This window comes from Streptomyces sp. TSRI0107 (assembly GCF_001905845.1).
GTDB lineage: Bacteria > Actinomycetota > Actinomycetes > Streptomycetales > Streptomycetaceae > Streptomyces.
Window position 1 is genome coordinate 310,571 of record NZ_LIVZ01000003.1, and the last position, 20,117, is coordinate 330,687.

Genomic DNA, 20,117 nt, shown 5'->3' on the forward strand with positions numbered 1-20,117 from the left:
GCCTCGGTTTCACGCCCGGTGATCCGCCCGGTGATCCGCCCGGGCCTGGGTACCCGCTGCGCGCGCCCCCGCGCGGGGCGGCACCAGCGGTAGAGACGACTTGAGCCCAAGGAGCAGGACGTATGAGCGAGGCCAATCCCTTGAAGCGGGTAGCCCACAAGGTCGCCGACAGCTTGCAGGGCGACGGCGGACCGGCCGACGGGATCCCCGGCAAGCCGGGTGCCGAGTCGCCGTCGGTCGCCGAACCGACCGAGCCGAGGGAGCCGCTGCCGCCCAAACCCGACCAGAGCGGCCCGGAGACCGTGTCGCCGACCGGTCAGCCCACCGGCGCCGACCAGGCCCGGATGGCCCAGTCCGGCGCTTATCTCACGACCGCCCAGGGCGCCCGGCTGTACGACACGGACCACTCGCTCAAGGCGGGACCGCGCGGACCGGTCCTGCTGCAGGACCATCACCTGCGCGAGAAGGTGATGCACTTCGACCACGAGCGGATCCCGGAGCGCGTGGTGCACGCCCGGGGCGCTGCGGCGCACGGGGTGTTCCAGGGCTACGGCACGGCGGCCTCCGTGTCCAAGGCCGCGTTCCTCGCGAAGGACGTGGAGACGCCGGTGTTCGTGCGTTTCTCCACGGTGCTGGGGTCGCGCGGGTCGGCCGACACCGTGCGCGACACCCGGGGTTTCGCGACGAAGTTCTACACCAGCGAGGGCGTCTTCGACCTGGTCGGGAACAACATCCCGGTCTTCTTCATCCAGGACGCGATCAAGTTCCCGGACGTCATCCACGCGGGGAAGCCGCATCCGGACCGGGAGATCCCGCAGGCGCAGAGCGCGCACGACACCTTCTGGGACTTCGTCAGCCTGCACACCGAGGCCACCCACCACACCCTGTGGAACATGTCCGACCGGGGCATCCCGCGCTCGTTCCGGATGATGGAGGGCTTCGGCGTCCACACGTTCCGGCTGGTGGCCGCGGACGGCGGCACCACGCTGGTGAAGTTCCACTGGAAGCCGAAGCTCGGGGTGCACTCCCAGGTGTGGGAGGAGGCGCAGATCACCAGCGGGGTGGACCCGGACTTCCACCGGCGGGACCTGGCCGACGCCATCGAGGCGGGCGCCTATCCGCAGTGGGAGCTGGGCATCCAGACGTTCCCAGACACCCCGGAGCAGACCTTCGAGGGCATCGACCTGCTGGACCCGACGAACATCGTCCCCGAGGAGCTGGCGCCGGTGCAGCCGGTCGGGCTGCTCACCCTGAACCGCAATCCGTCGAACTTCTTCGCGGAGACCGAGCAGGTCGCGTTCCACGTCGGCCATCTGGTTCCCGGGATCGACATCACCGACGACCCGCTGCTCGCGGGCCGGCTGTTCTCCTACCTGGACACGCAGATCACCCGGCTGGGCGGCCCCAACTTCCCGCAGCTGCCGATCAACCGTACGCACGCGCCGGTCAACGACATGCAGCGCGACGGCATGCACCAGACGGCGGTCCACCGGGGCGCCGCCCCCTACCGGCCGAACTCGCTCGACGGCGGGTGTCCCTTCCTGGCCGGCGCGGACACCGGGGCGTACATCGAGACGCCGGTGCGGGTGCCGGAGTCGACGAAGGTGCGGGAGGCGCCGGAGTCGTTCGCGGACCACTTCAGCCAGCCCCGCCGGTTCTGGCTGAGCATGTCGCCGGTGGAACGGGAGCACATCATCGGCGCGTACGTCTTCGAGCTCGGCAAGTGCTACGAGCAGGCCGTCAAGGAGCGGCAGCTGCAGGTGCTCGCCAACATCGACCCGGAGCTGTGCGAGCAGGTCGCCCAGGGGCTCGGCCTGCCGGCCCCGTCGCCGACCGTGCCGCTCGCCGATGTCGCGCCCAGCCCGGCGCTGTCGCAGGTGGGTGACACGTGGCCGGTCGACGGGCGGATCGTCGGCATCGTCGCCGGCGCGGACGGCGACCTGGAGGGGGTGCGCGCGGTGCGCGAGGCGGTGCTGGAGGCGGGCATGGTGCCGCTGGTCGTCGCGCCGGCCGGCGGCACCCTCGCGGCCGGTGACGGCGCGGTGACGGTGCAGCGCACGTATGTCACCGCGCGGTCGGTGGAGTTCGACGCCTTGCTGCTGGCCGGTGCTCCCGCGGTGGGCAGCGACGCGTACACCGCCCGTGACGCGAAGTCGACGCCCACCGCCGCGGAGCCGGCGACGTGCGACCCGCGGGTCCGGCTGCTGCTGGCGGAGGCGTTCCGGCACGGGAAGGCCATCGGCGCCTGGGCGGACGGCAAGGCCGCCCTCGACGCGGCGGGCGTGCCCACGGACGCGCCGGGCGTGGTCCTCGCCGACTCCCCCACCGCGGCGCTGGAGCAGGTCACCCGGCTGCTGGGCGCGCACCGGGTGTGGGAGCGGTTCTCGACCCCGGCCTGACGGGCACGCTCCGGCCGAAAGGGCCGAAAGGGCCGAAAGGGCCGAGCGGGCCGGGAGGGCCGGGAGGTACGGCACGGATCGCGGGCTGAGAGGATGGCACGGTTGATCATCGAAGGGGGATCCCGCCATGACCGTGCTCATCCTGTCCGCCGTCCTGCTGCTCGCGATCGGGGGCTGCGTGTGTGTGGTGTGGGCGGAGCGCGGCGGCCCCCGCTGGGCGCGTGTGGTGGCCCGGCTGACGGTGGGAGCGGGTGAACTGCTGAGCAAGGCGGGGCGTTCGGGCGGCAGCCGGAACAACGGCTCGGACGACTGACCGCTCCGCCACACCCCCGGCGCGCGGCCGTCCTTCGGCGGGGACGACGCGGGCCGGGAGCGACTGGGGTCAGCCGGGCAACGCTCCCGCGCCGCCGTTCGCGCTCAGCGCCGGCTCGTCCCTGCGGCGGGGCGGCAGATGCCGGTCCAGGGGCCCGCCATGGGCGCGCGTCAGCTCGCGCAGGGCGCGGTCCAGCACATATTCCAGCAGTAAGGGCGGGGTGAGGGTGCCGCTGCCGTCCGGTGGGACGAGCCAGTGCAGCGCGCCCCAGCGGCAGTGCGGGGCGGGGGCGGCGATCCAGCCGCCCTCGGTCACGTACCGGACGTCGTGGCCGGCCCAGAGGGCCGCGGGCTCGGGCGGCACCAGGAATCCGACCCGATGGCCCCGGGCGTCGAGCAGGACCGGGCCTGGGGCGACCCCGGGCAGGGCTTCGAGCAGGTCGGCGGCGTACAGTCCCAGGCGTTCCGGAACGGTCAGTACGTCCCACTGCCGCCCGGCGGCCAGCAGGTGGATCCCGGTGACGCCGTGCTGCCAGTCGTCCCGGCAGGCACGTGGGTCCTTCGCCGCGGCGGCCAGCCAGTCCAGCGCCCTCGTCCACTCCGACAGCACGATCGCCAACCTCCCGTAGCAGGATGAACACGTCGGGCGGCACTTCCGCGACGCCGGGACGTGCCGACGGCGGAGTGCGACTCGTGCCGTAGTCCAGCCGAACGCGCGGCTGGAAGGCCATATGCGTGAAGTCCTGTTCGCCGGATTCAGCGAGCGCGGGCGCGCGGAGCGGAACGGCGTCCGCTGTCACGCGCCCCCGCGTACCGCCTCACAACACCGGTGCGCGGTCGTCAGCCGACCTCCGTGCCGCCTCGTGCGGGCGAGCGGCGGGCGAAGCCCAGTACGGCGAGCAGGGTGGTCGGCTGCCGGGTGGACAGGTAGAGGTACGGCGCGGCGCAGTCCGGGTCGTCGATCTCGATGCGCAGGGCCGTCGGGACGTAGCCGCGCAGCAGCATCAGCGCGCGTACGTCGGCCCGCCGGGTGCGCCACAGGAACGCCTCCTCGGCGTCCAGGATCTCGGCCAGGCCGAGCGAGGTGAGGGGGAAGCGCAGCGAACCCGCGACGAGGTGTCCGCCCGTCACGACGATGCGGACGGCGCCGTAGACGCGCAGTGCCAGTGCCGCCAGAGCCGTCACCGTGACACATCCGCCGGCGGCGGCCACCGCTCCGAAGGGCAGCAGGGCGGCGGCGGCCATCACACCCAGCATCGCGGCGAACCAGTACCACGACCTCGGGACGCCGAGACGTTCTTCGTACAGACGCATGCCCCCACCATGTCAGCTCCGCCGGGCGGGCTGTTCACCGCCCACCGCGTCAGGCGAGTGAGGACGCCACTACGCTGGGTGCCGGACCCCGGCGAGGGCGCACGGTCCGTGTGCGTGCGGGGCCGGGCGGCGTACGCACAGTTCGGGAGGCACCCCATGGACTACTACGATCTCGGCACTCACTCCCGTCCGGTGACGACCGCGTCCGCCGAGGCCCGGCTCTGGTTCGACCGCGGCCTGGCCTGGACGTACGGCTTCCACCACGAGGAGGCCGTCCGCTGCTACGAGGCGGCCGCCGCGGCCGACCCCGACTGCGCCATGGCGTACTGGGGCATCGCCTACGCGCTCGGCCCCAACTACAACAAGCCGTGGGAGTTCTTCGACGATCAGGAACTGCCCCGAACGGTCGAGCGCACCCATGCCGCCGTGGAGCGGGCGCACGAGAAGGCGGCCGGCGCCACGCCCGTCGAGCGTGCGCTGATCGGCGCGCTGCGCGCCCGCTATCCGCAGTCCCGGCCGGTCGAGGACTGCTCGGTGTGGAACACGCCGTACGCCGACGCCATGCGCGCCGTCTACGAGCTCGCCCCCGACGACCTGGACGTCGTCACCCTGTACGCCGACGCACTGATGAACCTGACGCCCTGGCAGCTGTGGGACCTGCGCACCGGCGAGCAGGCCGAGGGCGCGCGCACGCTGGAGGCCAAGGCCGTGCTCGACCGCGCGCTCGCCACGGAGGACGGCCGCGGCCATCCGGGCGTCCTGCACATGTACATCCATCTGATGGAGATGTCCCCGACGCCGGAGGCCGCCCTGCCGGTCGCCGACCGGCTGCGCGGTCTGGTCCCGGACGCCGGTCACCTCCAGCACATGCCCTCACACCTCGAAGTGCTGTGCGGCGACTACCGGCAGGTCGTCGCGGACAACAGCCTGGCGATCGCCGCCGACGAGAAGTTCCACGAGCGTGCCGGGGCGATGAACTTCTACACGCTGTACCGGTCGCACAACTACCACTTCAAGATCTACGGGGCGATGTTCCTCGGCCAGTCCGAGACCGCCCTGCGGACGGCGGCCCAGCTGGAGGCGTCCATCCCGGAGGAGCTGCTGCGGGTGCCGAGCCCGCCCATGGCCGACTGGCTGGAAGGCTTCCTCGCCATGCGGGTGCACGTGCTGATCCGGTTCGGCCGCTGGGCCGACATCCTCGCACTGCCGCTGCCGGCGGACCGGGAGCTGTACTGCGTGACCACCGCGATGCTGCACTACGCGCGGGGCGTCGCCTTTTCCGCGACCGGCCGGATCAGCGAGGCCGAGGAGGAGCGGGAGCTGTTCCGCGCGGCGGTCGCGCGCGTCCCCGCGACGCGGATGCTGTTCAACAACACCTGCGCCGACATCCTCGCCATCGCCTCGGCCATGCTGGACGGCGAACTGGAGTACCGCAAGGGCGACTTCGACGCCGCCTTCGCCGCCCTGGAGCGGTCCATCGCCCTGGACGACGGCCTTCCCTACGACGAGCCGTGGGGCTGGATGCAGCCCACCCGGCACGCCTACGGCGCCCTGCTGCTGGAGCAGGGGCGGGTCGCCGAGGCGGAGGCCGTCTACCGGGCCGACCTCGGCCTGGACGACACTCTGCCGCGCCCCTGCCAGCACCCCGGGAACGTCTGGTCCCTGCACGGCTTCCACGAGTGCCTGCTCCGGCTGGGCAAGACGGCGGAGGCCCGGCTCGTCGCCCATCAGCTCAAGCTCGCGACCGCCCTGGCGGACGTCCCCGTCGAGTCGTCCTGCTTCTGCCGTATGGACACGGCGGCGCCGGCGGGTGCGGGGACGGGTGCGGCGGCACCGCACTGCTGCGGCGCGGACGACTGACCGCCCGGGGAGACGTCTACGCGACCCAGCAGTAGACAGCCTGGTCCCGGTGCCGGGCGCTGCCGACGAGGGCGGCCAGACCGGTCAGGATCGCCTCGGCGATCTCGGTGCGGACGACCTCGCCGTCGGCGGCGCGCCGCTCGGCCCACGCCACCGCCGCCTCCCGCAGCCGGGAGCGCTCGGCCGCGGCGAGTGCGGCGGACAGGCGTGACGAGACCGCGAAGACGACGCTCCCGCCGTCGTCCTGCTCGGCGACGAACCGGGGCTCACCGGCGTCGGCGAGTTCGTCGAAGCTGCCGCCCGCCAGCAGGCACTCCCACTCGACCACGGCCTCCTCCACGTCGAAGTTGCCGAAGGACAGCGACTCGAACGCCTGTCCCGGCCCGTGCCGAAGCGCCTCTGCCGCCGACGTGTCGTCCGGCGCGACGAAGAACTCGACGATGCTGCTCATGGTGTCGGGCGGGTCCTCTCAGCTGATGTCCAGGTCCGCGAAGTCCGCGTGGCGCAGGAAGCGCCACACCTCCCCGGCGGAGAAGGGGCACTGGGTCGCCGTGCGGTCGCGTTCGGTCCAGTAGTAGTTGCGTGCCCGGGGGTCGCTCCAGGTCTTCGTGAGGTTACGGCGGTCGACCTCCTCGTTGAACCGCCGGTACGGCTCCTCCTTCACGGTGATCGCCTTCTTGCCGTCGAGGATCAGCCGCTCGATGCATTCGAGGGCGTGGACGGTGATGAGTTCGTGGTACGTGGGGATGTTGAGCATGCTGCTGGTGTTCGGGCCGTAGATGGTCCACAGGTTCGGGAAGCCCGGCATCATGCAGCCCTTGTAGGCGCGTGCTCCGCCCTCGCTCCACAGCTCGTCCAGTGTGCGCCCGTCGCGGCCGGTGATCTTCATCGGGAAGAGGTAGTCCCGGGCGCGGAAGCCGGTCGCGTAGACGATGGCGTCCACGTCGTGCCGGGTGCCGTCGGCCGTCTCGATCCCGGTGCGGCCGATCCGGCGGATGCCGTCGGTGACGAGTGTGACGTCGTCCCGCTGGATGGCGTCGAGGACGCTGTACTCGGGGTCCACCAGGACGGGCCGGGCCGCGAGCACCGGGTGGGGCGGTGTCATCCTCGCCACGAGCGCGGGGTCGCCGAGTTTGTGTTCGAGGAAGGCGACGGCGGTGTCCCGCGCCGCCTTGTTCACGGCGCTGAGGGCGTGCGGGTCGTCGTAGTCGGGGTCGATCTCGGTGGCCGTCGCCAGCACGTTGGTCGCGTATGTGGCCCTGAACCGCGTGAAGTTGGTGTGGTACGGCATGTTCCGGTCGAGCCAGGTGACCTGGTCGGGGAAGGGCGAGCGGTAGCCGGGCACGGGGAACAGCCACTGCGGTGTGCGCTGGAAGACGGTGACGTGCCCGGCGTGCCGGGCCAGCTCCGGGACGAGCTGGTAGCCCGTGCAGCCCGTCCCGATGACCGCCACCCGTTTGCCGGCCAGGTCGGCCCCGGCCGGCCAGCGGGCGGTGTGCCAGGACGGGCCGGTGAACTCCTCGGCCCCCTCGATCCGCGGAATGTTCGGCCGGTTGAGGAAGCCGACGGCGGAGATGACGGCGTTCGAGCGGAGCGTGCGCTCCCCTCGCGGGCCCGCCACGTGGATCGTCCACGTCCCGGAGTCCTCGTCCCACTCCATCGCGCGCACCTCGGTGTCGAACACGATGTCGTCGCGGACGGCGAACTCGTCGGCGACCCATTCGAAGTACTCGGCGTTCTGCTCCGCCGGGCAGAACGGGTACGGGTAGCCGAAGTCGACGCCGTACAGGTGGGTGTAGGCGCGGCTCGGGGAGTCGACGCGGCAGCCCGGGTAGCGGTTCTCCCACCAGGTGCCTCCGACACCGGAGTTCTTCTCGACGACCGTGCAGGCGATGCCCGCCCGTTTCAGCTGGACGGCCGCGTTGAGGCCGCCCATGCCCGCGCCGATGACCGTGACGTGGAAGTCCGCCAGCCGTTCGGGGGGCGGCGGGGCCTGCCAGTGCAGGGCGCGGGCCCACGGGTCGAGGGCCAGGTCCTCCAGCCACAGCCCCATGTCCTCCTCGGGGATCTCCTCGCCCGCCGCCAGGGCCAGGCTGACCGGCAGGCGCTCGGCGGGACCGGGCTCGATGTGACCGGCTCCGGCGTCACGGTAGGCCTTGAGGAAGCGCGCCGCCTTGTGCCACAGGAGCGCGGTGTCCTCCGCGCCGACCGGGACTTTCATCTCGAGCACGCCCGCCGGCACGGTCGTCACCTTCGTCGCCGCGAGTTCGTCGTCGCCGGTCAACTGGTACAGCAGGCCCCGCAGCACCATCGGGTCGGCGTACCGGACGGCGTCCTCGATGGTCTCGTCGGTCGCGTCGAGCAATTCCTTGCGGGTCCCGCCTTCAAGCGTCGCCATGCGTCGTTCCTTCCGGCACGGGGTCATCGGAGGCCGCGGGCGGTGGTCCTCCGGGGACCACCGCCCGCCGCGCCGAGCCTGGCACCGCGCCCTAAAGCCGCCGCGCACGGCGGCTCAGCCGCCGAACAGCACCCGTCTGCCGGTGGTGAAGCGGCGCAGGGTCTCCGGCAGCGGCCGTACGCCGATGCCGGGTGAGGCCGGCACGGTGAGGTGGCCGTCGCGCAGGACGAACGGTTCGGTGACGTCCTCGGCGAAGTACCGGCTGGAGGCCGAGGTGTCGCCGGGCAGGGTGAAGCCGGGCAGGGCCGCGAGCGCCAGGTTGGGGGCACGTCCGATGCCGGTCTCCAGCATGCCTCCGCACCAGGCGGGGACGCCGTGTGCCGCCGCGACGTCGTGGACGCGCCGGGCCTCCAGGTAGCCGCCGACCCGGGCGGGTTTGACGTTCACGACCCGGCAGGCGTCCATGGCGATGGCGGAGGCGGTGTCCCGGGCGGAGTGCAGGGACTCGTCGAGGCAGACGGGTGTGGCGATCCGCTGTTGCAGCAGGGCGTGCGCGTGGAGGTTGTTCTCCTCCAGCGGCTCCTCGATGAGCAGCAGCCCGAACTCGTCCAGCCTGCGCAGGTGTTCGGCGTCGGCGAGGGTGTAGGCCGTGTTGGCGTCGACCTGGAGGGGGAGCCCGTCGCCGAAGCGTTCGCGCACGGCCCGTACCGGTTCGACGTCCCAGCCCGGCTCTATCTTCAGCTTGATGCGCAGATAGCCCTCGGCGAGGTAGCCCTCGACCTCGTCGAGGAGTGCGGGCACCGAGTCGCGGATGCCGACCGAGACCCCGGCGGGCACCCGGTCGCGGACGGCGCCGAGGAAGGTGGCCAGCGGCATGTCGTGGGCCCGCAGTTCGGCGTCGAGCACGGCGGTTTCGAGGGCGGCCTTGGCCAGCTCGTGGCCCTTGATCCTCGCGAGCGCGGGGGCGAGCGCGGCGGTGGTGAGCCGGGGCAGCGCGGCGGCTCGGGGCAGCAGGAAGTCGCGCAGGACGATCTCGGCTCCGGCGACGAACTCCGGGCAGTACAGCGGTTCCGGGTCGGCCGCGAACTCGGACCAGCCCTCGGCCTCGTCGGTGACGACGTGCAGCAGGAAGGTGTCCTTGCTGGTCATGACGCCGAACGAGGTGCGGAACGGGGTGACGAGGGGGATGGCCACATGGAGGAGTTCCACGCGTTCGAGCTTCATCGGGGACCGGCCTCCTCGCCGCCTCGGGTCAGGGTGTACCAGCCGTCGCGGCTCATCCCGGTCACGGTGAAGCCCTCGGCGAACGCCTCGGTGAACACCTCCCGGACGGCGTGCCGCCAGCGCCGGGCCAGCGCGGGGTCGGCGGCGCGGAGCGCGACCGCGTCGGCGGGCACCCGGCACCGGAGGTGCCGGTCGCCGGCGTCCCGCCCGGCCAGCGGTCCGCCGTCGGGGGCGCGGTGCGTGATCCGGGCGGGCGGCGTGTCCAGCGGGGGCTCGGGGTCGGCGGGGCGGGGGGTGAGCAGGTCCCAGGTCACGGTGAGCCGGTCGCTCTCGTCGCCGTCGTTCACGCCGTCGGCCATGGGGCCGTAGAAGTCGACGAGGTACTCGGTGCCGGTGGCGCCCAGTTTGGCCAGGTTGAAGCGGGCGTTGCGGCCCACCAGGGGGTCGAACGTCCAGCGCATGGTGCGGGCGCCCCGTTCCAGTGCCCACACCCGCTGGGCCTGCTTGACGGCGTGGCCGACCCCGCGGTCGCTGGCGGCGGCCGCGGCCACCAGCGAGTACGAGTCCCGCCGCTCGGGCTCCCCGGGGACGGCCACCGACGCGCCGGCCAGCCGGTCCCCGTCGTGCGCCGCGTGCACCGCGCCCCCGGCGTGCACCAGGCTGTGCAGCACCTCCGCCGGGTAGGGCGGGATGCTGCGGGGTGTCTTCCAGACGTCGCAGAAGAAGTCGGCCACCTCGGCGATGCCGGCCACGTCGTCGACGGGGCGCAGGGTGACCCCGGCCGCGCGGGCGGCGCCCGCGGCGAGGTCGCGGATCGCGGCCGGGACGGAAGTCGTCACTCGTGTCATGGCTCAGAAGTCTGCGGTTGCCTCTCCTCGTCCGCCTTGGCCTCCCGGACAAGAGACCCGTAAGGTCATGGTGCGATCGGCCAATCCGGAGAGAGGCGCAGCCGTAGTGGAAGCCTGTACGCTCGCCGACCTGCTCGACACCCTCGGCGGCTCCGCCGTGCGGCTGCTCGTCGCGCCCGTCGGCGGGACGGCCGTCCCGGTGCACGAGGTCGTCCTGTACGACCCGCACGTGCCGCTGCCCCGCTCCCCCGGCGCTCTGCTGCTGGCCGTCGGCGTGCGCGCGGGCGCCGCCGGGCCGCTGGTGCGGGACGCCGCCGGGGCGGGCATGGCGGGGCTGGTGGTGCGGGGGGACGAGGGGCCGGTCGCGGAGGCGGAGGCGCACGGCCTGGCCCTGCTCGGCGTCGCCGGGGACCTCGCCTGGCATCAGGCGCATCTGCTGCTGGCCGCCGCCGTCGGGGCGCGGCCGTCGCCGGTGGGCAGCGACGCGGCGCTCGGTGACCTGTTCTCCCTGGCGGACGCCGTGGCCGCCTCGGCGGGCGGCGCGACCGCGATCGAGGACCGGCGCCAGCGCATCCTCGCCTACTCGACGGTGGCCGGGCAGGCCGTCGACGAGGATCGCCGGCAGGGCATCCTCGGCCTCCAGGTGCCGGACAGCCCCGAGAACACCGAGCAGTACCGGCTGCTGTTCGCCGCCGACGGCCCCGTCCGGCTGCCCGCGCTGAGCGGCGACGGCCTGCCCCGCCTGGCGGTCGCGGTGCGCGCCGGAGGCGAGACGCTGGGCTCGCTGTGGGTGGTCGACGACGGGAGTCTGGCGCCGGACGCGGAGGACGCCCTCGTCCAGGGCGCCTCGACGGCGGCGCTGTTGCTGCTGCGGGCGCGGGCGGCGCAGGAGCTCGCCCGGCATCAGCACGGCGAGCTGCTGCGCCGGCTGCTCGACGGCACCGCGGACGCGGCGACGGCCGGCCACCGGCTGGGGTTCGGGGAGGGCGCGGTGCGGGTGGCCGCGTTCGCCCTGGAGGCCGCGTCGGCCACGCCGGACGGGGAACAGACCGCGCTGCGGCTGCTGGACCTCGTACGGCTGCAGTGCGAGGCGCGGTACGGGCGGCGGGCGTGCGTGCTCGCCGACGGTGTCGTCTACGCCCTCCTGCCGGCCGCCGGGGAGCGGGGCGCGGAGCGGCACCGGCGGTTCGCCGAGGGCGTCGTGCGGCAGGCGGGGCAGGCGCTGCGGGCGCGCGTGAGGGCCGGGCTCGGCGAGGTGGTGGACCTGGAGGAGGCCGGGGCGTCCCGCGCGGACGCCGACCTGGTGCTGCGCGTCCTGGGCGACGGCCGGCCGGTGGCGACGGTGGACGAGGTCCGGCCGCGGGTCGCCCTGCTGCGGCTGTCCGAGGTCATGGCGGAGCGGCGGGAGCTGAGCGCGGGCGCGTGGCGGCGGGTGCTGGCGTACGACGAGCGGCACGGCACCGAGTACGCCCGCACCCTCGTCTGCTGGCTGGACGCCGGATGCGACATGGCGGGTGCCGCACGGCTGCTCGCCGTGCACCCCAACACGTGCCGCTACCGGCTCAAGCAGGTCCGGCAGCAGCTCGGCATCGATCTGGACGACCCCGACGAACGGCTGGTGCTGTGGCTGCAGTTGCGGACGCTGGGCGGCCTGACCGGCGGAGGCTGACCGGGCGGCGGGTGCGGTCGTTCACCCGGTCCCGGCGAGCCAGTCCCGCAGCCGCCGTTCGCACTCCCGCAGGTGCGCGACCGGTACGTACTCGCCGGCCGTGTGGGCCAGCGACGGATCGCCGGGGCCGTAGTTGAGCGCGGGCGTGCCGAGTGCGGTGAAGCGGGCGACGTCGGTCCAGCCCAGCTTGGGGCGCGGCGTGGCGCCCAGGGCCTCGACGAGGGAGGCCACGGCGTCCTGGTCGAGGCCGGGGAGGGCGCCGGGTACCGCCTCGGTGACCTCGACGCGGAAGTCGGGCTCGGGGAAACGGTCGGGCGGGAACAGCGCGCGCAGGTACTCCTCGGCCTGCCCGGGGGTGCGGCTCGGCGCGAAGCGGGCGTTGACGGTGACGACGCACTCGTCGGGGACGACGTTCCCGGCCACTCCGCTGCGCACGGCGACGGCGCTGAGCCCTTCGCGGTAGGTGAGGCCGTCGATCACGACCCGTTCCGGGGTGTGCTCGGCGAGCCGCTGGAGGACGGCCGCGGCACGGTGCGCGGCGTTGACGCCGGTCCAGGCCCGCGCGGTGTGGGCGCGTGCGCCGCGTACGGTGATGTCGGCCATCAGGACGCCCTGGCAGCCGGCCTCGACACCGGCGTCGGAGGGCTCCATGAGCACCGCGAGGTCGGCCTCGAGCAGGGCGGGGCGTTCGGTGGCGATGCGGTGCAGGCCGTTGCGGTCGCCCTCGACCTCCTCGCACTCGTAGAAGACGTACGTCACGTCGCGGTCGGCGGGCACGGGGACGGTGGCCGCGAGGCGCAGGGCGACGGCGACGCCGCCCTTCATGTCGCAGGCACCCAGCCCGTACAGCAGCTCCCCGTCCAGGCGGGACGGCAGGTTGCCGGCGGCGGGCACGGTGTCGAGGTGCCCCGCGATGATCACCCGCTGCGGGCGGCCCCGGTCCGTGCGGGCCACGACGGAGTCGCCGACGCGCTCCACCGTCAGCCAAGGCAGTCGCCGCAGCGCGTCCTCGACGGCGTCGGCGAGAGGTGCCTCCGCGCCGCTCTCGGAGGGGATGTCGACGAGGGCGCGGGTCAGGGCGACGACGTCGGCGGTGAGGTCGAGCGGGGGGCCGGGGTGGGGGCTCATCGTGGCTGCTCCAGGGGTCCAGGGGCGTGGACAGTCCCCGATGATGCGGAACGCCGGGCCGGCGGTGGTGCGCGCATCGGCCAGAATGAGCTTCCGGCCTTTGGCCGATCTCCCAACGCGGTGGGTGCGGATACTGGTGCGATGGATCAACTGCGGCGGCTGATGGGACTGGTCGACGACGTGCTGGGCCCCGGGCTCGTGGGGGCGTACCTCCATGGGTCCGCGGTGCTGGGCGGGCTGCGGCCGGCCAGCGATCTGGACGTCTTGGTGGTGTGCGAACGGCCCATGGACGGCCGGCGACGGCGGGCGCTGCTCGACGGGCTGCCGGCCGTCTCGGGCGCCGGCTCGCCGGGCGGGCCCCGGCCGGTCGAACTCACCGTCGTGGTCCGCTCCGAGGTGTGCCCGTGGCGCTGGCCGCCGGTCGGCGACTTCCTGTACGGCGAGTGGCTGCGCGACGAGTTCGAGGCGGGGGCGCTGCCCCGGCGCGGGCCGATGCCGGACCTCGCCGTGCTGATCACGATGGTCCTGTCCGGCGATCACCCCGTCACCGGACCGCCGCCCGCACGGGTCCTCGACCCCGTCCCGCACGCCGATCTGGTCCGGGCGATGACGGCGGGCCTGCCCGGACTGCTGGACGACCTGGACGCCGACACCCGCAATGTCGTGCTGACGCTGGCACGCGTCTGGACCACGCTCGCCACCGGCGAGATCCGGCCGAAGGACGCCGCGGCCGACTGGGCGCTCGCCCGGCTCCCCCCGGAGCACCGCCCGGTGCTGGAGCACGCCCGCCGGCTGTATCTCGGCTCCTCCTACTCGGAGGAGACCTGGACCGAGGAGCTGCGGGCGGGGGTACGTCCCCTTGTGGAGGCCGTGCTCACCGAGATCCGCCGGCAGCTGCCGTAACGGCCCTCACCCGCCGCAGGCCGTGCGGATGCGGTAGAACGCGCTGAGGTAGCTCGCGTGGTGGGCGGCGGAGATGATCCGCACCATCGCCTCGTCGGCCGAGCGCAGCGACGACCCGGTCAGGTTGGCGCTGCCGGTGTAGACGCGCGGGGTGAGGTCGCCGCCGAGGTCGCCGTCGATCAGCATCTGCTTGTTGTGCGGGCGCACGTCGATGCCCGGGCCGTTGGGGATGCGGCAGCGGCGGTGCTGGATGCCGGCGGCGTCGAGCTCGGCGCTGACGGCGCTGTCGGTCTCGGCGTAGAGGATGTCGATCCAGCATCCCCTGCCGCGCAGCTCGGCCAGCTTGTCGGCGACCTGGGCGCGCGAGCGGTAGAAGGTGTACGTGACGATGCGGATGTCGGTCCAGCGCTGCTGCCCGCCCGCGTCGGTGTAGGAGCACCTGATCCCGTTCAGCGCCTGGACGATGTCGTCGGTGGCCGGGTTGTTGTAGGAGCTGTCACCGCGCGGGAAGAAGTACGCGCGGTAGGCCGAGCCGGGCGGGGTCGAGAAGTACGCCCTGTTGTCGCCTCCGGCGAGGGTGCGCCCCTGGCGGAGCCGGTCGTGGTAGGTGACGTACCCGTCGTACACGGCGCCGTTCGTGAAGGTGACCGCGTCGTTGAAGGATTCGTCCTTGTACCACTGGGAGAGGTTCGAGGACGTCTGGAAGACGACCTTCGAGTAGCTGCTGCCGTCGTCGAAGGGCCCGATCCTGGAGAAGACCAGGAACTTGTTGTGGCTGTACGCCGGTTCGGGCGGGGCGACGCCCAGGCAGCCGCGCCGGACGTCGTCCACGCCGTCGGGGTCCTCGAACCGGTCGTCGCAGACGACGATCCAGGAGCGGGCGGCGGTGTCGGTGCCGAGCGCGGCCTTCAGCGACGCGTAGGGGGCGTTGGCGTACTCGTCGCCGTCGGCGTCGACATAAGTCGAGTCGTCGACGATCAGCCGTACGTCGACGCCGCGCCGGTGGGCGGCGATCAGCGCGTCGGCGACCTCCCGGTCGTTGAACTCGTACACCGAGCCGCGGATCCGCGCCCCGGCCGGTGTTCCCGCGATCAGCCGGACGAGCTGGGTGAAGATCGCCTTCCGCTGTGCCGTCGTGCCCATCGGGTCGTTGAACACCGGGCCGCCGACGACCGGCTTGGGTGCCGCGGCCGCCGGTGTGCCGCCGGCCAGCAGGAGGGCGGCGACCAGGGACAGGACCACGGTGAGGGACAGCGGCACGGCACGGGCGGTGGGCGAGGGAGTCATGGGAGCGAGCTTTCCTCGCCTCCCGGCGGCGCGCGTGCGACTTGGTGCCGAGTTCATTCGGACGGCCGACAGACGACGTCCTCAGCCGAGCGCGGGCGGAGTCCAGTCCGCGTGCCGCAGGATGGCGCGCAGCGTCGCCCCGGACGGTGCCAGCCGCATGGCGGTGTCGCGCAGCGCGGTGGCCAGGGGGTGGCGCAGTTGCTGGCCCATGCGGCCGGCTCGGCGGGCGGCGCGGGCCACGGACTGGCTGCGGGGCCGGCGCTCGGCGTCGTAGCGGGCGAGAGCCGCGGCCACGGTGGGTTCGGTGGCCAGGGCGGCGGTCAGGGTGACCGCGTCCTCCAGGGCTTGGCAGGCGCCCTGGCCGAGGTTGGGGGTCATGGCGTGGGCGGCGTCGCCGAGGAGCGCGATCCGGCCGGCGGTGAACGACGGCAAGGGGGTGGCGAGTTCGTGGATGTCGTGGTGGAGGACGGCTTCGGGCCGGGTCGCGTCGAGCAGGTCGGGGATCGGGTCGTGCCAGTCGGCGAACCGGTGGCGCATCGCGGACAGCGGGTCGGTGTGCCGTACGCCGGGCGGTGAGTTGAGCACGGCGTGCCACTCGGCCCGGCCGTCGGTGAAGGCGATGTGCCCGAACTCGGCGCCCCCGCCCCAGGTGATCTCGAAGTCGCTGTCGAGGTCGACGGGGTGCTCGGTGATGGCGCGCAGGACCGTCGACCCGCTGTAGACGGGTCCGGGGTGGTCCGGGAACAGGCCGGCGCGCAGCCGGCTGTTGACGCCGTCGGCCGCCACGACCAGGTCCGCTTCGAGGACGCCGTCCGGGACGGGCACCGTGAGCCGGTCGGGGGTGGTGTGGTCGACCGAGGTGACCTCGGCGCCGACGAGCAGCCGGTCCGGGGGCAGGGCGGCGCGCAGCAGACGGTGCAGCTCGGCGCGCGGGATGCCGACGATCGGGGTGCCCAGTTCGCGTTCGAGGGCCGCACCGTCCATACGGGCCAGCCGGGCGCCCTTGGGGGTGCGGGTGCCTCCGGTGTACTGCGGGCGCGCCGCGGCACGCACGGCCGCGCCGACGCCGAGGGCGTCCAGGGCGCGCAGTCCGTTGGCGTGCAGGGAGATCCCGGCTCCCACGTCGGCGAGGGTGGCGGCGCGTTCCACCACCGTCACCCGCCAGCCGATCAGCCGCAGGCCGACGGCGGCGGCCAGCCCTCCGATGCCGCCACCGACCACCACCGCGCTGCCGCCCGTGTCCCGCATGTCCTGGTCCCCCTTCTTCCGGGCGCGCTGCACACGCCGGGTTTCTACATCTGTAGAAGCCTCTCCGGACGCAGAAGATACTCCCGCCCTCTACAGGTGTAGAAATGGGGGGTGGCCACCGATCGACGCACCCTCCTCGCCGACGCCGCCGTCAGCGTGCTCGCCGAGCACGGCACACGGGGTCTGACGCACCGCGCCGTGGACCGGGCGGCGCGGCTCGCGCCCGGCACCACCTCCGCGTACTACCGCACCCGTCAGGCGCTGCTCACCGCACTGGTCAGGCGGCTGGTCGACCTGGACCAGGCGGAACTCCAGGAGGCCGGCGAAGCGGCACCGGCACCGCGGGACGCGGCGGAACTGGCCGCCCGCATCGCCGCGTTCTGCGAGCGGCGGCTGACCGGGGAGGGGCGGCGGCGCTCCCTCGCCCGCTACGCGTGCGCCATCGAGAGCGTGCATCACCCCGAACTGCGCGAGATCCTCGTACCGCGCGAGAACGCGGCGCTGAACCTCGTACGCGACTTCCTCGCCGCCCAGGGCGTCCCCGACCCCGCGGAACGCACCGTCACCCTGCTGACCTGCGTGGACGGACTGGTGTTCGACCGCCTGGTCGGCGGCGGGGACGCCGTCCCGGAGCAGGAGATCCGCAGGCTCGTGGAGGGGGTCCTGCGGGCCGGCTAGCCGACGCCGGCGCCGGCGGTCTCGTGCTCGCGCACCGCGATCCTGGCCAGCTTCGTCAGCATCATGCCGTTGCGGATCGCGACGACGTAGTCCACGGGGAGTCCGTGCATCCGGGTGCCGGGGCCTCGCAGAGGGTGCCAGTCGAGTTCGAAGAGCGTGTGCTCGCCCCAGGGGATCAGCCGCATGGCGATGCGGGCCGCGCCGAAGGGGTCCGCCTTCGCCTCCAGTTCCAGGCGGCGCTCGGGCTCGCAGATCCGCACGACACAGGTGTCGTCCAGGGTCAGGGCGCCGAATCCGACGCGGACGCGCAGCCGGGCGCCCACGTCCGGCCAGTCCGGGTCCGCGTCGAGCACCTGCCGGGTGCCCGTCACCCACTCCCCGTAGCGACGGCCGTCGGACAGCAGGCTCCAGACCTCGGACGGCGAACTCAGGATCAGACGGCGGTTCCGGGCCACGTCGGCCACGCTCCTTCCGGAGTACGGGGAGGCTGCGAGCCTGCTCAGCGCGCTCCTCGCAACGTAGCCGCGCGGTACGGGGCGAGCACCGGGGCCAGCGGGCCGGCCCAGCCGTTGGCGGCGTGGGGCGAGCCGGGGTGACCTGGCGCGATCGGGGCCCGGCCGGTCGCGGGCCGCCGCTCGTCCGACCAGGTGACCCCCGGTGAGGGACCCGTTCCCGGGACGTCCACTTCCGGTTCACGACCGCCCCGAGAGGATGACCCTGCGCCCTGTCGGCGCGCGCCGACGGGCGTTGCTTCTTACGATCGCGGCGTGGCACATACCTTCGACGAGCTGGTCGAGATGCAGCGCGCGGCCGACCAGGCCCACAACCGGGTCGAGGAGCTGCGGGCCCAGTACGGGTCGCCGACCCAGCCGGGCGGCTGGTCCGCGCGCCAGACCGAGACCTACGAGACGGCGTGGCGTGCCTGGCGGGATCTGGCCCGCGACATGCAGGGCGCGGTCGCCGAGTACGCGGCCGAGACGCGGGCGCCGCGGCGCGAGGTGGAGGAGGAGCTGAGGAAACAGGTCCGGTCCTCGGAGTGAAACGACGCCGAAGTGACGTCGAAGTGACGTCACCCGCCGGGAGCGGACCGGGCGCCGGTCCGGAATTCGGGCGCCGCCGTGCGCGCGACACGGCAGGATGCACCCGTGCATCACCTGCTGTGCGGGCTCGCCGCCAATCCCGCCCTGCCGGGCGCGCTGATCGACCGGCTGATCGGCCTCGCGGACGACGACGTCGACTCGGCCCTCGCCTGCCGAGCTGACCTCGGCCGGGCGCGGGCCGTCGCGCTGTCCCGGCGTGACGCGGCGATCGCGGTACGGCTCGCGTACTCGGGCGGGCTGACCGCGGCCGACGTCGATCCGGTGGCCCGGCCGGGGGCCGCGCTGGCGCTCCTGGACGAGGGGGCGGGCAGCGCGCAGTGGGCACGGCGCTTCGCCGCCGATCCGGTCGTCGAGCACCGGGAGAAGCTGGCGGCGTGTACCGGTCTGCCGCCGGACGTGACGGACGCGCTCGCCGCCGACCCGGAGACACGCGTCGTGACGGAGCTGGCGCTGTGGACGACGTCCTCCGACGTGGCCGCCCGGCTCGCCGGGCATCCGCACGCCGAGGTGCGCAGCGCGGTCGCGGCCAACGAGGCGACACCGTCGGCGGTGCTGGGGGCGCTGGTCACCGGTGACGTGCTCCCGCCCGCGCGGTGGTGCCTGGTCTGCGACCGGGAGGCCACGCCGTTCGCGCACGATCCGCACTGCGACCGGCCCGGCTGCGAGCTGCCGTCCGGTGCCGCGTGCGACGGCGGGCACGAATCCACCGTCCACGGCATGTACGAACGGGCGCTGCGGAACCCGGCCACGCCCGCCGCCGCCGTCGTGGGCTTCGCCGAGCACCCCTCGCCGGTACTGCGCTCCCTGCTCGCCGCCCGGCCCGACCTGCCGCCACCGGTGTACCGGCGCCTGGCCCACGACTCCTCCCCCGCCGTCCGCGCCGAGCTGGCGGAGAACCCGGCGATCGACGAGGCCCTGATCCGCGCGCTGGCCGAGGACCCCGGTCATGACGTGCGGCGCAGGCTGGCGCACCACCCGCGCGTGCCGCTGGACGTGCTCGCCGAGCTGGCCGACGCGACCAGGATCGGCCCGACGTCGCTGCCGCGTGTCGTCGCCGCCTCGCCCTCGGAGGTCGAGGAGCTGGCCGCGTCCCCGAATCCGACGCTGCGGATGTTCGTGGCCGCACGACGGGACCTGCCGCCCGAGATCCGCGACGCGCTCGCCGAGGACCCCGACGCGAAGGTGCTCGCCTCCATCGCCGCGCACCCCGGCCTCTCCGAGTCCCGGCTCCGCGCCATGACCGGCCGGCACGGGGCCCGGGTCATCGCCAGGGTGGCGGCCAACCCGGACGCGTCACCGGCCCTCCTGCACGACCTGGCCCGGCACCGGCCGCCGGTCCCCAAAGCGCTCCGCGAGATCGCCCGGCACCCCGCCGCCCCGGCCTCGGCGCTCCTCGCCTGCCTGGCCGACCCACGAGCACGCCCCGTCGCAGCCGCCCACCCGGCTCTGCCGCCCCAGGTCGTCGTGGACCTCCTCACGGACGACGACGAGCAGGTGGCCGAGGCCGCTGCCGCCAATCGCGCGCTGCCCGCGGCCGAGATGGCGCGCCTGGTGTCCCTGGCGGACGCGGGGGCCGGGGCCTTCTGACGCGGCTCGGCTGGTGAGCGTCCCGACTGTGAGCGTCCAGACTGTGAATTCCGCCCCATATTCCCGATCCGAGACGGGAAGCTCCCGTTCTGTACCCGCCTCTGGGTACCTTGGGTGACTGCCCGCGCCCAGCGCCGCGCCGTCGGGTGACCCTCCACACAC

Annotated in this window: 18 protein-coding genes; 8 read left to right on the forward strand and 10 right to left on the reverse strand. The window is 73.8% G+C overall.

Going from position 1 to position 20,117, the window contains the following annotated elements; translation table 11 throughout:
* The first annotated feature begins 122 nt into the window (after positions 1 to 122).
* On the forward strand, positions 123 to 2,399 hold the full coding sequence (locus AMK31_RS08340) for a catalase (protein WP_073939735.1): 2,277 nt from the start codon (positions 123 to 125) through the stop codon (positions 2,397 to 2,399).
* A gap of 127 nt (positions 2,400 to 2,526) precedes the next feature.
* Positions 2,527 to 2,712 (forward strand): hypothetical protein, encoded by a 186-nt coding sequence (locus tag AMK31_RS08345; RefSeq protein ID WP_073939736.1) that lies wholly within the window; start codon positions 2,527 to 2,529, stop codon positions 2,710 to 2,712.
* Positions 2,713 to 2,781: 69 nt separating this feature from the next.
* On the opposite strand, the gene AMK31_RS08350 is transcribed toward AMK31_RS08345, so the two are convergent.
* Together AMK31_RS08350 and AMK31_RS08355 are read right to left on the reverse strand one after the other, a co-directional pair.
* Entirely contained in the window at positions 2,782 to 3,321 is a 540-nt protein-coding gene (locus AMK31_RS08350) for a hypothetical protein (RefSeq protein WP_198948449.1), read from the reverse strand.
* 230 nt (positions 3,322 to 3,551) lie between these two features.
* Positions 3,552 to 4,025, reverse strand: a complete 474-nt coding sequence (locus tag AMK31_RS08355; protein WP_073939738.1) for a DUF3093 domain-containing protein — start codon at positions 4,023 to 4,025, stop codon at positions 3,552 to 3,554.
* A gap of 156 nt (positions 4,026 to 4,181) precedes the next feature.
* Here AMK31_RS08355 and AMK31_RS08360 point away from each other — a divergent pair, with 156 nt between their 5' ends.
* Positions 4,182 to 5,885 (forward strand): hypothetical protein, encoded by a 1,704-nt coding sequence (locus AMK31_RS08360; protein WP_073939739.1) that lies wholly within the window; start codon positions 4,182 to 4,184, stop codon positions 5,883 to 5,885.
* Between the two features lie 16 nt (positions 5,886 to 5,901).
* Here AMK31_RS08360 and AMK31_RS08365 read toward each other — a convergent pair whose 3' ends face one another.
* The 4 genes from AMK31_RS08365 to AMK31_RS08380 all read right to left on the reverse strand — a co-directional run bounded on the left by AMK31_RS08365 (position 5,902) and on the right by AMK31_RS08380 (position 10,355).
* The gene (locus tag AMK31_RS08365; RefSeq protein WP_073939740.1) at positions 5,902 to 6,336 is read right to left on the reverse strand and encodes a hypothetical protein; all 435 of its coding nucleotides are present in this window, start codon (positions 6,334 to 6,336) and stop codon (positions 5,902 to 5,904) included.
* Between the two features lie 18 nt (positions 6,337 to 6,354).
* On the reverse strand, positions 6,355 to 8,283 hold the full coding sequence (locus tag AMK31_RS08370) for a flavin-containing monooxygenase (protein ID WP_073939741.1): 1,929 nt from the start codon (positions 8,281 to 8,283) through the stop codon (positions 6,355 to 6,357).
* Between the two features lie 114 nt (positions 8,284 to 8,397).
* On the reverse strand, positions 8,398 to 9,507 hold the full coding sequence (gene menC, locus AMK31_RS08375; protein WP_073939742.1) for an o-succinylbenzoate synthase: 1,110 nt from the start codon (positions 9,505 to 9,507) through the stop codon (positions 8,398 to 8,400).
* On the reverse strand, positions 9,504 to 10,355 hold the full coding sequence (locus AMK31_RS08380) for a chorismate synthase (RefSeq protein WP_073939743.1): 852 nt from the start codon (positions 10,353 to 10,355) through the stop codon (positions 9,504 to 9,506). Before AMK31_RS08380 ends, menC begins: the two co-directional genes overlap by 4 nt.
* A gap of 106 nt (positions 10,356 to 10,461) precedes the next feature.
* Here AMK31_RS08380 and AMK31_RS08385 point away from each other — a divergent pair, with 106 nt between their 5' ends.
* Positions 10,462 to 12,024 carry a PucR family transcriptional regulator gene (locus AMK31_RS08385; protein ID WP_073939744.1) on the forward strand — a complete coding sequence of 521 codons (1,563 nt, stop codon included), beginning with the start codon at positions 10,462 to 10,464 and terminating at the stop codon, positions 12,022 to 12,024.
* A gap of 21 nt (positions 12,025 to 12,045) precedes the next feature.
* Here AMK31_RS08385 and dapE read toward each other — a convergent pair whose 3' ends face one another.
* Positions 12,046 to 13,152, reverse strand: coding sequence for a succinyl-diaminopimelate desuccinylase (gene dapE, locus AMK31_RS08390; RefSeq protein ID WP_073939745.1), 1,107 nt, complete (start codon positions 13,150 to 13,152; stop codon positions 12,046 to 12,048).
* Positions 13,153 to 13,293: 141 nt separating this feature from the next.
* Between dapE and AMK31_RS08395 the strand changes: the two genes are divergently transcribed.
* Positions 13,294 to 14,055: an aminoglycoside adenylyltransferase family protein gene (locus tag AMK31_RS08395; protein WP_073939746.1), complete on the forward strand. Its 762-nt coding sequence runs from the start codon at positions 13,294 to 13,296 to the stop codon at positions 14,053 to 14,055.
* A 6-nt stretch (positions 14,056 to 14,061) separates the two neighbouring features.
* Here AMK31_RS08395 and AMK31_RS08400 read toward each other — a convergent pair whose 3' ends face one another.
* Together AMK31_RS08400 and AMK31_RS08405 are read right to left on the reverse strand one after the other, a co-directional pair.
* Positions 14,062 to 15,342 (reverse strand): phospholipase D-like domain-containing protein, encoded by a 1,281-nt coding sequence (locus AMK31_RS08400; protein ID WP_073939747.1) that lies wholly within the window; start codon positions 15,340 to 15,342, stop codon positions 14,062 to 14,064.
* Between the two features lie 81 nt (positions 15,343 to 15,423).
* Positions 15,424 to 16,590: an FAD-dependent monooxygenase gene (locus tag AMK31_RS08405; protein WP_073940122.1), complete on the reverse strand. Its 1,167-nt coding sequence runs from the start codon at positions 16,588 to 16,590 to the stop codon at positions 15,424 to 15,426.
* Positions 16,591 to 16,701: 111 nt separating this feature from the next.
* Here AMK31_RS08405 and AMK31_RS08410 point away from each other — a divergent pair, with 111 nt between their 5' ends.
* The gene (locus AMK31_RS08410; protein ID WP_073939748.1) at positions 16,702 to 17,268 is read left to right on the forward strand and encodes a TetR/AcrR family transcriptional regulator; all 567 of its coding nucleotides are present in this window, start codon (positions 16,702 to 16,704) and stop codon (positions 17,266 to 17,268) included.
* Here the strand turns inward: AMK31_RS08410 and AMK31_RS08415 are convergent.
* Positions 17,265 to 17,723 carry an SRPBCC family protein gene (locus AMK31_RS08415; RefSeq protein ID WP_107468566.1) on the reverse strand — a complete coding sequence of 153 codons (459 nt, stop codon included), beginning with the start codon at positions 17,721 to 17,723 and terminating at the stop codon, positions 17,265 to 17,267. The two genes, AMK31_RS08410 and AMK31_RS08415, sit on opposite strands and share 4 nt — an antisense overlap.
* Before the next feature lie 312 nt (positions 17,724 to 18,035).
* On the opposite strand from AMK31_RS08415, the gene AMK31_RS08420 reads away from it, so the two are divergent.
* Complete coding sequence (locus AMK31_RS08420; protein WP_073939749.1) at positions 18,036 to 18,308, forward strand: hypothetical protein; 273 nt, start codon at positions 18,036 to 18,038, stop codon at positions 18,306 to 18,308.
* 105 nt (positions 18,309 to 18,413) lie between these two features.
* Positions 18,414 to 19,955, forward strand: coding sequence for a hypothetical protein (locus AMK31_RS08425; protein ID WP_073939750.1), 1,542 nt, complete (start codon positions 18,414 to 18,416; stop codon positions 19,953 to 19,955).
* Positions 19,956 to 20,117 lie beyond the last annotated feature (162 nt).

What these genes read in the sequence shown, in the direction of transcription:
- AMK31_RS08340 (WP_073939735.1), top strand. Translation starts at nt 123, where the DNA reads ATGAGCGAGGCCAATCCCTTGAAGCGGGTAGCCCACAAGGTCGCCGAC.
- AMK31_RS08345 (WP_073939736.1), top strand. Translation starts at nt 2,527, where the DNA reads ATGACCGTGCTCATCCTGTCCGCCGTCCTGCTGCTCGCGATCGGGGGC.
- AMK31_RS08355 (WP_073939738.1), bottom strand. Translation starts at nt 4,025, where the DNA reads ATGCGTCTGTACGAAGAACGTCTCGGCGTCCCGAGGTCGTGGTACTGG.
- AMK31_RS08360 (WP_073939739.1), top strand. Translation starts at nt 4,182, where the DNA reads ATGGACTACTACGATCTCGGCACTCACTCCCGTCCGGTGACGACCGCG.
- AMK31_RS08365 (WP_073939740.1), bottom strand. Translation starts at nt 6,336, where the DNA reads ATGAGCAGCATCGTCGAGTTCTTCGTCGCGCCGGACGACACGTCGGCG.
- AMK31_RS08370 (WP_073939741.1), bottom strand. Translation starts at nt 8,283, where the DNA reads ATGGCGACGCTTGAAGGCGGGACCCGCAAGGAATTGCTCGACGCGACC.
- menC (WP_073939742.1), bottom strand. Translation starts at nt 9,507, where the DNA reads ATGAAGCTCGAACGCGTGGAACTCCTCCATGTGGCCATCCCCCTCGTC.
- AMK31_RS08380 (WP_073939743.1), bottom strand. Translation starts at nt 10,355, where the DNA reads ATGACACGAGTGACGACTTCCGTCCCGGCCGCGATCCGCGACCTCGCC.
- dapE (WP_073939745.1), bottom strand. Translation starts at nt 13,152, where the DNA reads ATGAGCCCCCACCCCGGCCCCCCGCTCGACCTCACCGCCGACGTCGTC.
- AMK31_RS08395 (WP_073939746.1), top strand. Translation starts at nt 13,294, where the DNA reads ATGGATCAACTGCGGCGGCTGATGGGACTGGTCGACGACGTGCTGGGC.
- AMK31_RS08400 (WP_073939747.1), bottom strand. Translation starts at nt 15,342, where the DNA reads ATGACTCCCTCGCCCACCGCCCGTGCCGTGCCGCTGTCCCTCACCGTG.
- AMK31_RS08405 (WP_073940122.1), bottom strand. Translation starts at nt 16,590, where the DNA reads ATGCGGGACACGGGCGGCAGCGCGGTGGTGGTCGGTGGCGGCATCGGA.